The 12,733-nt window shown below is 71.9% G+C and carries 15 protein-coding genes and 2 pseudogenes; 8 read left to right on the top strand and 9 right to left on the bottom strand.

From position 1 onward, the window contains the following. Position 1 precedes the first annotated feature (1 nt). The 4 genes from ABZU99_RS18490 (at position 2) to pssA (ending at position 3,377) form a co-directional block, all read left to right on the top strand. Positions 2–508 (top strand): MaoC family dehydratase, encoded by a 507-nt coding sequence (locus tag ABZU99_RS18490; protein ID WP_355952099.1) that lies wholly within the window; start codon positions 2–4, stop codon positions 506–508. Between the two features lies 1 nt (position 509). After that, positions 510–1,712 carry an acyl-CoA dehydrogenase family protein gene (locus ABZU99_RS18485; RefSeq protein ID WP_355952101.1) on the top strand — a complete coding sequence of 401 codons (1,203 nt, stop codon included), beginning with the start codon at positions 510–512 and terminating at the stop codon, positions 1,710–1,712. A gap of 170 nt (positions 1,713–1,882) precedes the next feature. Beyond that, positions 1,883–2,530 carry a phosphatidylserine decarboxylase gene (locus tag ABZU99_RS18480; protein WP_355952103.1) on the top strand — a complete coding sequence of 216 codons (648 nt, stop codon included), beginning with the start codon at positions 1,883–1,885 and terminating at the stop codon, positions 2,528–2,530. Continuing rightward, the gene (gene pssA / locus ABZU99_RS18475; protein WP_355952106.1) at positions 2,517–3,377 is read left to right on the top strand and encodes a CDP-diacylglycerol--serine O-phosphatidyltransferase; all 861 of its coding nucleotides are present in this window, start codon (positions 2,517–2,519) and stop codon (positions 3,375–3,377) included. Before ABZU99_RS18480 ends, pssA begins: the two co-directional genes overlap by 14 nt. Before the next feature lie 90 nt (positions 3,378–3,467). Here pssA and ABZU99_RS18470 read toward each other — a convergent pair whose 3' ends face one another. The 3 genes from ABZU99_RS18470 to ABZU99_RS18460 form a co-directional block, all read right to left on the bottom strand. Then, a complete protein-coding gene (locus ABZU99_RS18470) occupies positions 3,468–3,851 on the bottom strand; it encodes a hypothetical protein (protein ID WP_355952108.1) in 384 nt (127 codons plus the stop codon). Continuing rightward, positions 3,848–4,105, bottom strand: coding sequence for a hypothetical protein (locus ABZU99_RS18465; RefSeq protein ID WP_138916906.1), 258 nt, complete (start codon positions 4,103–4,105; stop codon positions 3,848–3,850). Before ABZU99_RS18465 ends, ABZU99_RS18470 begins: the two co-directional genes overlap by 4 nt. Positions 4,106–4,193: 88 nt before the next feature. Then, entirely contained in the window at positions 4,194–5,324 is a 1,131-nt protein-coding gene (locus ABZU99_RS18460) for a glycerate kinase (RefSeq protein WP_355952249.1), read from the bottom strand. A gap of 173 nt (positions 5,325–5,497) precedes the next feature. Here ABZU99_RS18460 and ABZU99_RS18455 point away from each other — a divergent pair, with 173 nt between their 5' ends. Further along, the gene (locus ABZU99_RS18455; RefSeq protein ID WP_356044665.1) at positions 5,498–6,583 is read left to right on the top strand and encodes an ADP-ribosylglycohydrolase family protein; all 1,086 of its coding nucleotides are present in this window, start codon (positions 5,498–5,500) and stop codon (positions 6,581–6,583) included. Between the two features lie 14 nt (positions 6,584–6,597). Here ABZU99_RS18455 and ABZU99_RS18450 read toward each other — a convergent pair whose 3' ends face one another. Further along, a complete protein-coding gene (locus ABZU99_RS18450) occupies positions 6,598–6,864 on the bottom strand; it encodes a hypothetical protein (RefSeq protein WP_355952114.1) in 267 nt (88 codons plus the stop codon). A gap of 42 nt (positions 6,865–6,906) precedes the next feature. Here ABZU99_RS18450 and ABZU99_RS18445 point away from each other — a divergent pair, with 42 nt between their 5' ends. Then, on the top strand, positions 6,907–7,653 hold the full coding sequence (locus ABZU99_RS18445; RefSeq protein ID WP_355952116.1) for a Sir2 family NAD-dependent protein deacetylase: 747 nt from the start codon (positions 6,907–6,909) through the stop codon (positions 7,651–7,653). Position 7,654: 1 nt separating this feature from the next. On the opposite strand, the gene ABZU99_RS18440 is transcribed toward ABZU99_RS18445, so the two are convergent. The 3 genes and pseudogenes from ABZU99_RS18440 to ABZU99_RS18430 all read right to left on the bottom strand — a co-directional run. Next, positions 7,655–8,194, bottom strand: coding sequence for a methylated-DNA--[protein]-cysteine S-methyltransferase (locus ABZU99_RS18440; protein ID WP_355952119.1), 540 nt, complete (start codon positions 8,192–8,194; stop codon positions 7,655–7,657). 20 nt (positions 8,195–8,214) lie between these two features. Further along, positions 8,215–8,447 (bottom strand): annotated as a pseudogene (locus tag ABZU99_RS18435) (DNA-3-methyladenine glycosylase); the annotation flags it as partial. Positions 8,448–8,666: 219 nt separating this feature from the next. Next, positions 8,667–8,895: pseudogene (locus ABZU99_RS18430) on the bottom strand (Ada metal-binding domain-containing protein); the annotation flags it as partial. 127 nt (positions 8,896–9,022) lie between these two features. Between ABZU99_RS18430 and ABZU99_RS18425 the strand changes: the two are divergent. Next, entirely contained in the window at positions 9,023–9,424 is a 402-nt protein-coding gene (locus ABZU99_RS18425) for a CU044_2847 family protein (protein ID WP_356044669.1), read from the top strand. Between the two features lie 117 nt (positions 9,425–9,541). After that, entirely contained in the window at positions 9,542–10,501 is a 960-nt protein-coding gene (hemC, locus tag ABZU99_RS18420) for a hydroxymethylbilane synthase (RefSeq protein ID WP_355952122.1), read from the top strand. 50 nt (positions 10,502–10,551) lie between these two features. Here the strand turns inward: hemC and ABZU99_RS18415 are convergent, their stop codons facing one another. Together ABZU99_RS18415 and ABZU99_RS18410 are read right to left on the bottom strand one after the other, a co-directional pair. Beyond that, positions 10,552–11,115, bottom strand: coding sequence for a dihydrofolate reductase family protein (locus tag ABZU99_RS18415; RefSeq protein ID WP_355952124.1), 564 nt, complete (start codon positions 11,113–11,115; stop codon positions 10,552–10,554). A gap of 195 nt (positions 11,116–11,310) precedes the next feature. Next, positions 11,311–12,723: an NAD(P)/FAD-dependent oxidoreductase gene (locus ABZU99_RS18410; protein ID WP_356044888.1), complete on the bottom strand. Its 1,413-nt coding sequence runs from the start codon at positions 12,721–12,723 to the stop codon at positions 11,311–11,313. Positions 12,724–12,733 lie beyond the last annotated feature (10 nt).

Raw genomic sequence — 12,733 nt, 5'->3', positions numbered from 1 at the left:
GATGCAGTTCGGCCGTACCTATGAAGAGTTCACGGTGGGCGACGTCTACCGGCACTGGCCGGGAAAGACGGTCACCGAGTACGACGACCACCTCTTCTGTCTGCTCACCATGAACCATCACCCGCTGCACATGGACAGCAACTACGCCGAGAAGACGACCGATTTCGGCAAGAACGTGGTGGTCGGGAACTACATCTACTCCCTGCTGCTGGGCATGTCGGTGCCGGACGTCTCCGGAAAGGCCATCGCCAACCTGGAGGTCGAGTCGCTGAAGCATGTGGCGCCGACCTTCCACGGCGACACGATCTACGGCCAGACGGAGGTCCTCGACAAGACCCCGTCGAAGTCCAAGTCGGACCGGGGCATCGTGTATGTGGAGACCAAGGGCTACAAGCAGGACGGCACCCTGGTCTGTGTGTTCCGGCGCAAGGTGATGGTGCCGACGGCGACGTACATCAAGGAGCGCGGCGGCGAGCAGCCGGGCCGCCCGGAGCTGGGAGAGCAGTGATATGAGCCGTCTCGCGCAGACCGAGGGACTGACCGACATCCAGCGGGAGATCCTCTCCACGGTCAGGGATTTTGTCGACAAGGAGATCCTGCCGGTCGCGACCGAGCTGGAGCACCGCGACGAATATCCGACCGCGATCGTCGAGGGGCTGAAGGAGCTCGGCGTCTTCGGGCTGATGATCCCGGAGGAATACGGCGGTCTGGGTGAGTCACTGCTCACTTACGCACTGTGTGTGGAGGAGATCGCCCGCGGCTGGATGAGCGTGTCGGGCATCATCAACACGCACTTCATCGTGGCGTACATGCTGAAGCAGCACGGGACACAGGAGCAGAAGGACTACTTCCTGCCCAAGATGGCGCTGGGCGAGATCCGGGGCGCCTTCTCGATGTCGGAGCCGGCACTGGGCTCGGATGTGTCCGCGATCACCAGCAAGGCGGTGCGGGACGGCGACGAGTACGTCCTGAACGGGCAGAAGATGTGGCTGACCAACGGCGGCACATCGACGCTGGTCGCGGTCCTGTGCCAGACCGGCGAACGGCAGGAGGGCGTAGCCCCGCACAAGTCGATGACCACCTTCCTGATCGAGAAGGAGCCGGGCTTCGGCGAGGTCAGGCCCGGGCTGACCATCCCCGGCAAGATCGATAAGATGGGCTACAAGGGGGTCGACACCACCGAGCTCATCATGGACGGACTGCGCATTCCGGCCGATCGGGTACTCGGCGGGACCCCCAACCGCGGTTTTTACCAAATGATGGACGGAGTCGAGGTCGGCCGGGTCAATGTCGCCGCCCGTGGCTGCGGCGTCGCGCAGCGCGCATTCGAGCTGGGCGTTGACTACGCTCAGCAGCGCCACACCTTCGGAAAGCCGATCGCCCAGCATCAGGCCATTCAGTTCAAACTGGCAGAAATGGGAACGAAGGTCGAGGCGGCTCATGCGATGATGGTCAATGCTGCCCGGAAGAAGGACTCGGGGCAGCGCAACGACCTCGAGGCGGGAATGGCGAAGTACCTGGCGTCGGAGTACTGCAAGGAGGTCGTGGAGGACGCCTTCCGTATCCACGGCGGGTACGGGTTCTCCAAGGAATACGAGATCGAGCGCCTCTACCGCGAGGCCCCGATGCTTCTCATCGGCGAAGGCACCGCTGAGATCCAGAAGATGATTATTGGACGACGACTCCTGGAGGAATACCGAACCCAAGGCTGAACGTCCCTTTTGGGGTGGTATCCGAGAGAAGAGGGTCACACCGCGTCAAGGGTCTTCGGCCATCGACAGGCCCTGGCGCTTGCCCAGTTACCGCTCGCAACCGATACCATCCGGGAAAGCCGCCGTCCCCTAGTCTCGCGTCGCGGCATCCTCCGCTACGAAGGTCATCCATGCCCCACAGCCATTCCTCTGCACAACGCGGCCGCGTCCGCCTCGCGCGCGGAGCGTCGCCGTGGCTCCTCCCGACCGTCGCCACCGCGGCGGTCAGCCTTACTCGCGCGCGCCGCTCCGGACGCTGGGCGGCGGTCGCCGTGCCCGCCACCGCTCTCGCGGCGGGCATGCTGTGGTTCTTCCGCGACCCCGAGAGAGAGATCACTCAGGGCCGTGTCATCTCCCCGGCCGACGGTGTGGTGCAGAGCATCATGCCGTGGAAGGACGGGCGCACCCGCGTCGCCATCTTCATGAGCCCGCTCAATGTCCACGTCAACCGCGCCCCGCTGGCCGGCACGGTGACGTCCGTCGAGCACATCCCCGGCGGCTTCGTTCCCGCGTTCAACAAGGAGAGCGAGAACAACGAGCGGGTCGTCTGGCACCTCGACACCGAACTCGGCGACATCGAGATGGTCCAGATCGCCGGCGCCGTCGCCCGGCGTATCGTGCCCTATGTGCCGCAGGGCACCAAGGTCGAACAGGGTGAGCGGATCGGTCTCATCCGCTTCGGCTCGCGCGTCGACGTCTACCTCCCCGAGGGTGTCGATATCGCGGTCGAGGTCGGCCAGACCACCACCGCGGGGGTGACTCGCCTTGACCGTGATTGATCCCGATACACAAGCCGCCTGGGTCCCCGAGGCCGAGATGGACGCCGTCGACGAGACGGACGACATGCCGCTGTCGACGCGACTGTCGATAGCCGACACGCTCACCCTCGGTAACGCCACCTGTGGCTTCCTGGCGGTGTACTTCACCACCACCGGCGTCCTCATCCCGCACCTCACGGGCAGCGAGGACGGCGGCATGACACGGCACAGCGCCGCCTCGGCCGTCATGCTGATGCTGCTCGCGTCCATCTTCGACCTCTTCGACGGGCTCGTCGCACGGAAGCTGCGCTCCTCGGCGATGGGCGCGGAGTTGGACAACCTCTCCGACCTCATCAGCTTCGGACTGGCCCCCGCGTACTTCGTCCTGGTCTGGGGCATGGTCGCCGACGACGCGTATCAGCGGGTCTCGGCGGTGGCCGCGATCGTGGTGCTGCTGGCGGTGGTGCTACGGCTGGCCAGATTCTCCTGTGTCACGCTGCGTGACGGAGTCTTCCAGGGCATGCCGAGCCCCTTCGGCGCGCTGACCGTCGTCTCGGTCGTGCTGCTGGGCCTGCCCTTCGTGCCGACCCTGCTGGCGATCATCGGCGTGGCGTGGCTGATGGTGAGCCGCGTGGAGTACCCCAAGCCCCGCGGCCGCCTCGCGGTGGCCATGCTCGGCTGGATCGTGACCAGCATGGTCCTCCTGGCGGCCTGGGCCTTCGAGGCCCCCGGCGGCGAGCTGCTGCTCCAGTCGGCCTGCGCCCTGCAGGTCGTCCTGGGCGCGGTGATCCCCCTCTTCGCCACCGCCCGCCGGGTCAACGCCTTCCGCGACAACCGCCGCGAGGCGCGGGCGACGCAGCTGCCGTAGCGGCCTTCGGCCGCCCGTCCTTCGACGAAAACGCCGTGGGGCCCGAGCTTCCCGCTCGGGCCCCACGGCGTTTTCGGGTTCCGGCCGGGGTTACGGCCCCACGTCGAGGATCCGCACCGGCTGCCCCTTCCACCCATCCGCCGCAGCCGTCGCGACCACCGCCCCGGCAGGGCGCTCAGGAGTCGGCTGGGCCACGTACGCGGTGTGGGCAGCCGCCCATCCGGCGCGAGCGCGTGCCACCGCCAAGGCGGCAGGCAGGTCGAGGTCCAGGACGGTGAGGCTGGGCAGGGCGGCGATGTGCTCCGCCGTTCCGGGACGGGCCCGGTCGGCCTCCACAAGGGCACAGGCGGGAGCGTAGAGGAACCAGCCCGGCTCGGCATGAGCACGGTGGATCAGGCGAGAGAGCAGGATATTGCCGCGCCCGGCGGCCACCATGGCGGTGTCGTCCAGCACGATGTGCAGAGCTTCGGTCACCGGGCGTCCGCCTCGGCCAGACGCCGATCCAGGTCGGCGTCCAAGTCTGCGATCTCGGCTTCGCTGGGGTTGTACCCGTTCCACTCCTGCAACACGGCGCGAGCTCGCTCAGCGCGCTCGGCCCGCTCGGCCGGGGTGAGCAGGGTGTCGGCGAGGCGGGCCAGATACGCCCGCAGGGAAAGCCCCTCCGAAGCCGCTATCTCGGCCAGCCGGTCTCGTGCCTCGGTGGGAATTCGTACGTTGGCATCGGCCATGATGAGGCTCCCTCCACTCATGACACCAGGGTACGGGTACGCACCCATACCCGTACCTGAATTCGGGAAGATGCGCCGAAAGCCGAAATCAGCCGAGGAAGTCCGCTGCCAGGCGTGCCGCGGTGCGTTCCAGGAGGGGGCCGGCTTCGGCGATGCAGCGGGCCGGGTCAGGTTCCAGGTCCGTGAGGGGGTAGGCGCGGCGGATGCCCGCCTTGTTCAGGGCCTCCGGGGAGAGGGCCAGGCGGCCGCAGACCGCGGCCACCTCGATGCCGTGCGCTCGGGCCGCCGCCGCCACGCCTGCCGGGGCCTTGCCGTGGAGGGTCTGTGCGTCCAGGGAGCCCTCGCCCGTAATCACCAGGTCCGCACCCTCCAGCGCGGCGGCGAAGCCGAGGACGTCGAGCATGACGTCGATGCCGGGGCGGAAGGCCGCGCCGAGGCCGACGAGGGCGCCGAAGCCGATGCCGCCCGCCGCGCCCGCACCGGGCGCGAGGGCGGATTCGGCGACCCGGGAGCCCACCGCGCGCTCCAGGACGCGTGCGTAGTGGGCGAGGGCGGCGTCCAGGGCCGCGACGTCGTCCTCGCTCGCCCCCTTCTGCGGGCCGTAGACCGCCGCAGCGCCCTTCGGCCCGGTCAGCGGGTTGTCGACGTCGCTGGCCAGGACGATCTCCGTGGCGGCGAGCCGGGGGTCCAGGCCGGACAGATCCGCCGTGGCCAGGTCGCGCAGCGGTCCGCCGCCCGGGGCCACGGGCGTGCCGTCGGCCCGCAGGAGGTGGGCGCCGAGCGCGCTGAGCATGCCCGCGCCGCCGTCGGTGGTGGCGCTGCCGCCCACCCCGAAGACGATCGTCCGGGCGCCCGCGTCGAGCGCCGCGCGCAGCAGCTCGCCGCTGCCGTACGTGGTCGCGGTGAGCGGCGCGAACACCCCGTCCGGTAGATGACGCAGCCCGGACGCCTCGGCCATCTCCACCACGGCCGTGGACCCGCGCAGCGCGTACGCCGCCGTCACCGGGGCACCCAGCGGCCCGGTGACCCGGACCTCGCGCCGTTCGAACCCGGCCGCGACCGCCGCGTCCACCGTGCCGTCACCGCCGTCGGCCACCGGCAGCGCCTCGACCCGCAGCCGGGCGCCGCCGCCGGGGGCGCCCCGTCGCAGCCCCGCCGTCACCCGCTCGGCGACCTGTACGGCCGTGAGCGAGCCCTTGAACTTGTCCGCGGCGATCAGTACGCGCGTCGGCCGTGTCGGTGTCGTCGTCCGCCCCCGTGCCGCAGCCTCAGCCCTCGTCGCAGCGTCCGTCACCGTGGTAACCCCTTGCTTTCGAACAGGCAGTCGCGCCGCTGTGACCCTATCCGGGGCGGCTCACCGGTACACCCATCCCAGGGGGGTACACCTCACACATGGGGCTCAGCGCGAGCACACTCGCGGACCGCATCCACGGCGGCTGGCTCGGCCGCATCGCCGGGAACATGCTCGGCAAACCCGTGGAGCGCGGCGAGCACTGGACCCGCGACCGCATCGACCGCTATCTGCGCCGCGCCGACGCCCTGCCGCTGACCGACTACCTCCCGGCGCTGGATCCGCCGCCGGACCCGGTGGAGTTCGAGCTGCGCCCCGAGTGGCAGGAGTACACCCGCGGCCGCATCCACGGCAGCTGCCGCGACGACGACGTGGACTACTCCATCCTCGGGCTGCACCTCCTGGAGACCCACGGCTTCGACTTCACCACCGAGCAGGTCGGCGAGATGTGGCTGCTGCGGCTGCCGTATCTGCAGACCTTCACCGCCGAGCGGGCCGCGTACCGCAATCTGGCGGCGGGAGTGAAGCCGCCGCTCAGCGCGACCGTCGACAATCCGTACCAGGAGTGGATCGGCGCCCTGATCCGCGCGGACATCCACGGCTGGGTCAACCCGGGAGATCCGCGCCGGGCCGCCTCGATGGCCCGCCACGACGCCGTCCTCTCGCACACCGGCAACGGCGTCTACGGAGCGATGTGGGCGGCCGCGCTGATCGCCGCCGCGTTCACGGCCGAAGGTCCGGACGGCCCGCGCGCGGCGGTCGAGGCCGCGCTGGAGCGGATCCCGCCGCGCTGCCGCCTGGCCCGTACGGTGCGCCGTGCCGCATCCCTGCACGAGGCCGGGGTGGGCTGGGCGGACACACTCGACCAGCTGGAGCGGGAGACGGCCGGGCTGCCGTGGATCCATGTCGTCCCCAACGCCGGCGTCCTCACGGCCGGGCTCCTCTACGGCGCGGGCGACTTCACCTCGACCATCGCGCTGACCGTGCGCGGCGGCCTCGACACGGACTCCAACGGCGCCACGGCCGGATCCGTCGCGGGCGTCCTGTGCGGGGCCGAGGCCATCCCGCCGCAGTGGGCCGAGCCGCTGGAGGACCGGGTGCACAGCGCCGTCTACGGCTTCGACGGCGCGCGCATCAGCGACCTCGCGGCGCGGACGCACCGGCTGGCGGTGGCGGCGGGCGTCTAGGTCCGCGCGGCGGATCAGCGGGCCAGCGGGCCCCGGTCGGCGATCCGGTCGAGCCACTCCCGCATGAGGCCGCGCTCGGGTGCGGCGAGAGCGTGGGCGGTCTTGCCGGCCAGGTAGTCCGCGGAGCCGTGCGCGACGACCGCGTCGAGCGGCCCCTCCGCAAAGGAGTCGAGCAGCCCCTCCGCGAAGGAAGGGCCGGACGCGGGCGTGTCAGCGCTCTGCCGCGTCCCACGCGTGGCCCAGCCAGCTGTCGTGGCTGCGGACTCTACCCGTCCGCCCAAACGCGTTCGCCGCCGTCTGCGCCCCGTGCGTACGCTCGCCCCATGAGCAGCGAGACCACCCACCGACCCCTGGTGGCGATCCTGAGCGGCGCCGGGATCTCCACGGATTCCGGGATCCCCGACTACCGCGGTCCGCAGGGCCTGTGGCGGCGGGATCCCGAGGCCGAGAAGCTCGTGACGTACGACTACTACATGACCGACCCGGAGATCCGCCGCCGCGCATGGCGGATGCGGCGCGACAGCAAGGCCCTGCGCGCCCGGCCCAATGGCGCGCACGAGGCCGTGGCCCGCCTGGAGCGCTTGGGGGTCCCGGTCCGGGTGATCACCCAGAACGTCGACGGGCTCCACCAGCTCGCCGGGCTGCCCGCCCGCAAGGTGCTGGAGCTGCACGGCACGGCGCGGGCCGTCCAGTGCACCCATTGCGACGCCCGTTCCGGCATGGAGGAGGCGCTCGAGCGGGTGGCGGCGGGCGATCCGGATCCGGCGTGCCGCAAGTGCGGCGGGATCCTGAAGTCGGCGACGGTGATGTTCGGGCAGAGCCTTGACCCCGAGGTGCTGACCGAGGCGGTGGCCGTCGCCCAGGCGTGCGAGATCTTCATCGCGGTCGGCACCAGCCTCCAGGTCCAGCCCGCGGCCTCGCTCGCCGGGATGGCGGCCGAGCACGGCGCCCGCCTGATCATCGTCAACGCCGAGCCGACGCCGTACGACGAGCTCGCGGACGAGGTCGTCCGCGACCCCATCAGTACGGCGCTGCCGGCCCTGCTGGACCGGATCGCGGCGGGCGGCTGAGTCACCGTCCGGAGTTCCGTCCGGCCTTCCAGAAGTCGGCGAGCCCGATCAGCGCCGCCTCCCGGCTCTCGAAGTCGAGCAGTTGCCGCTTGCGGCCGAGCCCGCCGCCGTAGCCGGTGAGGCTGCCGGTGGAGCCGACGACGCGGTGGCAGGGGACGATGATGCCGACGGGGTTCTTGCCATTGGCCAGGCCGACGGCGCGGGAGGCGGTGGGCTGCCCGATCCGGTCTGCGAGCCCGCCGTACGACAGCGTCTCGCCGTACGGGATGCGGCACAGCTCGGCCCAGACGCGGCGCTGGAAGGGCGTGCCGGTCAGCTGGAGCGGCACGTCGAAGTCGGTCAGCTCGCCCGCGAAGTAGGAGTCGAGCTGGCGGATGGTCTCGGCGAACGGCGCGTCGCCGGGGCCGCCCGGCGCGCCGAAGGTCTCCTCGGACGGGCGGTGGCGCTGCTCGGTCATGTACAGGCCGCTCAGGGCGCCGTCGGTGGCGACGAGGGTGAGCGGGCCGACCGGGCTGTCGACGACGGTGTGAAGACGGTTCATGGCGGAGTCTCCCTGGTGGGTCAGGCCGCCGGCAGGCGGTTGATGGCGTGCGCGCCGTCGGTCGCCCAAAGGTAAAGGTATGGGACGGCGTGGCGCGCCAGGGCCGCCAGCGGGCGGAGTGGCGGGTGAGGGCCCCGGGTGGGGCGGGCAGGTCCAGTTCGGCGGCGGCCCGCCGCACCCCGAGGTCGGTCGGCAGAAAGACGTCCGGGTCGCCGAGCGCGCGCATCGCGATCAGCTCGACGGTCCACGGCCCCGCGACGAACAGGGGCTGGCGTCGGGCCGGCACCGCTCGCAGCCCGGAACCCCGCCTGCCAGGGCCGCCAGCGGGCGGAGTGGCGGGTGAGGGCCCCGGTGTGGCGGGCAGGTCCAGTTCAGCGGCGGCCCGCCGCACCCCGAGGTCGGTCGGCAGAAAGACGTCCGGGTCGCCGAGCGCGCGCATCGCGATCAGCTCGACGGTCCACGGCCCCGCGGCGGAGCCGGGGCCGGCGTCGGGCCGGCACCGCTCGCAGGTCCGGAACCCCGCCTGCTGCGCGGGCACCGCGCTCGGGCACAAACCGCGTGTGCTCGGGCTCGGGCCCCACGACCGGGCAGCTCGGACGGCAGCGGATCCCGGTCGTCACGACCGCGGTGAAGAACCATCCGTCGAAGCGGGCGTCCTTCGCCTGCGCGGCCCGTAGGCCCCGGTCGGTGTCGGTATCCATGGCTCAAGCATCCGGCAGCGGACGGGGCGAAGCTGGCGGGAATGCGACATCGACGTCCGGCGCGACCCGCACGGGATATTGCGGCAAACGGGAGGCCTCGCACCCCGGGCCTCGGCATCATGGGGGCGTGACGGACTACGCCGAGTTCCCGCTTCCCGACGGCACCCCCGTACGTCTGGAGCTGGCCCCCGTGGCCACCACCACCGCTACCCCGAACGGCACGGGCGAGGGCGGAGCGGGCCCGGGGCTGCCCGGGGGGATCGGCGGTGTGACCCCGGTGTCGCGGGCGCCTCGGAGCGCGGCGGCGCTGGCCGCCGAGGGGCTGCGGGCCGTACTGAAACCGCTGGGGCCGCTGTTGCAGGAGGTGCACGACGCGGTGGCCGCCGCCCCGAATCCGCCCGATGAGGTCCAGGTGCAGTTCGGGGTGCAGGTCGGCCAGGACCTCAAGCTCGGGATCGTCGGGGCCAACGGCCAGGCCAGTATGACCATTTCGGCCACCTGGCAGCTGTCGGGTCCGCGCACGGCCTGACCACGGCGGCCGCGGCACACGCGGGAGCGACGCCCGCGGGAGCGACGGGGTGAGAGCTGCGGCACAGGCCCCGGGCCGCGGCTCGGGGTGTGCCCGGGACGCCCTATGGTGTACGGCATGTCTTCCGCCCCCGGCTCCGGTTCCGGCTCCACAGATCTGATCCGCATCGTCTCCCGCTCCTCCCCCATGGCCCTGGCACAGGTGGAGCGGGTCCGTGCCGAGCTCGCCGCGCTGCGACCCGGGATCCGTACGGAGGTCGTGCCGGTCACGACGTCGGGTGACCGCTGGATGGGGGATCTGTCGGTGCTCGGCGGCAAGGGGGCGTTCACCAAGGAGGTGGACGCCACGCTGCTGGCGGGCGAGGCGGATCTGGCGGTGCACTGCATCAAGGACGTACCCGCCGACCGGCCGCTGCCCGCGGGCACGGTCTTCGCCGCGTACCTCAAGCGGGACGACATCCGCGACGCCGTGATCCACCCCGAGGGGCTGACCCTCGATCAGATGCCGGAAGGGTCACGGATCGGCACCTCCTCGGTCCGGCGGATCGCCCAACTCGCCATCTCCCACCCGCATGTGCGGTGCGTGCCGATGCGCGGCAACGCCAACCGCCGGCTGGAGAAGCTGGACGCGGGCGAGGCCGACGCGCTGCTGCTGGCCGTCTCCGGGCTGGAGCGGATCGGGCGTACGGACCGGATCAGCGAGATCCTTCCCGTCGACTCGATGTGCCCGCCGATCGGGGCGGGGGTGCTCGGGCTGCAGTGCCGTGAGGACGACACCACGACGATCGAGGCGGTCGCCGGGCTCGGTGACGCCGACACGTGGAAGGAGATCACCGCGGAGCGGATGCTGCTGCACGTCCTGCAGGGGCACTGCAACTCCCCCATCGCGGGCTACGCCAAGGCCGAGCGCGACGGCCGGCTCTCACTCCGCGCCCGGGTCTTCAGCCCGGACGGGAAGACGGTGCTGGACGCGCACGAGTGGGCGGGCCCGCTGGATCCGGCCACCCTCGGTACCTCGGTGGCGGTGGCGCTGCTGCGCCAGGGCGCCCGCGAGGTGATCGACACCATCCCGCACTGAGGGAACGGGCCCACACCGAGGAGAACGGCCCACACCGGGGAACGTGGGGGTCAGGCCGTCCGGTAGCGCAGCAGCACGACGCCCGACCGGAACGGCCGCGACTCCACCAGCCGCAGCCGGGCGAGCCCCGGGGCGTCCGCGAACAGCCGCTCGCCATGCCCGAGCACGACCGGGTGGACGAACAGCCGGTACTCGTCGACCAGCCCGGTCGCGATGAGGCCGCGCACCAGGGTGATGCTGCCGGTGGTGACGATGTCCTTGCCGGGCTGGGACTTCAGCGCCCCGATGTCGTCGCGGAGCGCACCCCGCAGCACCGTGGTGCGCTCCCATCCGGGATCGCCGAGGGTGCTGGAGACGACGTACTTCGACACCGCGTTGAGGTAGTCCCGGACTCCGGTCGGGTCATCGGTCCGCAGCGGCCAGTAGCCCCGCATCTGCTCGAAGGTCACCCGTCCGACGAGAAAGGCGTCGGCGGCCTCGGCCTGCGCGCGCAGCGCCGCCTCGAGGTCGGAGTGATCGTCCTCCACGCCGTCACCGGCCGGGGCGAACCAGCCCTCCGCCGCGTCGATGACGCCGTCGAGCGTGATGTTCTCGGTGACGATCAGATCGCGCATACCAGGACCTCCAAGAGTGGTGGGTACCACCTTGGACCGTTCGGGCGCGCGCATCTCATCGATGGACCCGCCCGACCGGTGGATCGGCTAAGCGGTTACGGCGAAGTCACGTGCTGATCCTTCTCGGCGTCCAAGCCCGCGGCCCGCGGCCAGGCCGAACGGCGAGGGATCAGCGGCGAACTTCACCGCATCCGCTTAGCGCCCCCGAAGCCGCCGCCACACCGCCCGCGCCGCGTGGTGGCCCGACATCCCGTGGACGCCCGGCCCGGGCGGGGTGGCCGAGGAGCACAGGAAGACCGCCGGATGGGCCGTCGCGTACGGCACCCGGGCCAGCTTGGGCCGTATGACGGCCTGGATGCCCTCGAAGGCGCCGCAGGCGATGTCGCCGTCGACATAGTTGGCGTTGCGGGCGGCGATCTCGGGCGGTCCGGCCACCGCGCGGGCGAGCACCAGATCGCGGAAGCCGGGCGCGAAGCGCTCGATCTGCCGCTCGATGACGTCCGTGGCGTCGCCCCTCCAGCCGCTGGGCACATGGCCGTAGACCCAGAAGGTGTGCTTGCCCTCCGGGGCGCGGGACGGGTCGACCAGGCTCGGCTGGGCGGTGATCAGGAAGGGGCGGGACGGGTCGCGGCCCTCGACGGCGGCCCGCAGCGCCGCGGCGATCTCGCCCGAGGTGGGGCCGATGTGGACGGTGCCCGCGCGCCGGGCGGCCGGCGCGGTCCACGGCACCGGGCCGGACAGCGCGTAGTCGACTTTGAAGGTGCCGGCCCCGTACCGGTAGTGGCGGTACGCGTTGCCGAGACCGGCGATGCGGGCGAGCGCGTGCGGCGAGGTGTCGAAGATGTACGCCCGCGCCGGCGGCAGCTCATCGAGCCGCTTGACCTCCGTGCCGACGTGGATCGTCCCACCCTGCTCCCGCAGATACGAGCCGAGCGCGTCCGCGATCGACTGGGAGCCGCCGCGCGGAATGGGCCAGCCGACCTCATGCGCCGCGAGCGCGAAGAGCAGGGCTGGGCCGGAGGTGGCCAGGCCGGTGGGGGGCGCGATGGCGTGCCCGGCCAGCCCGGCGAACAGGGCGCGCGCCTTCTCGTCACGGAAGCGCAGCCGCCCGGCGAGCAGCGTGACCGGCTGGAGGGCGTGCAGTCCGAAGCGGACCCAGGTGACCGGGTCCCGCGGCACCCCGTCCCACTGGGTGCGCAGCACGTCCGGCGCGAAGGTGGTCCACTTCCCGAGGTAGGGCGTGATGAGCCGCCGGTACGTACCGGCGTCGCGCGGCCCGAGCGACATGGCCGTCTCGCCGACCGAGCGGGCGAGCACCGCGGCCGTGCCGTCCGGGAAGGGGTGGGCCAGCGGCAGCTCGGGGTGGAGCCACTCCAGGCCGTGCCGGGTCAGCGGCATCCGGTCGAAGGCCGGGGAGCCGACGGCGAGCGGGTGCACCGCGGAGCAGGGGTCGTGCCGGAATCCGGGGAGCGTCAGCTCCTCGGTGCGCGATCCGCCGCCGATGGTGTCGCCGGCCTCGAAGATCTCCACCGCGCAGCCGCGGCGCGCGAGTTCGACGGCCGCGGTCAGCCCGTTCGGCCCGGCACCCACCACAACCGCGTCGAGCATGGACGGCACG

Source organism: Streptomyces sp. NPDC005266, assembly GCF_040607655.1.
Lineage (GTDB): Bacteria > Actinomycetota > Actinomycetes > Streptomycetales > Streptomycetaceae > Streptomyces.
This window is presented reverse-complemented; position numbering and strand designations above follow the sequence as displayed.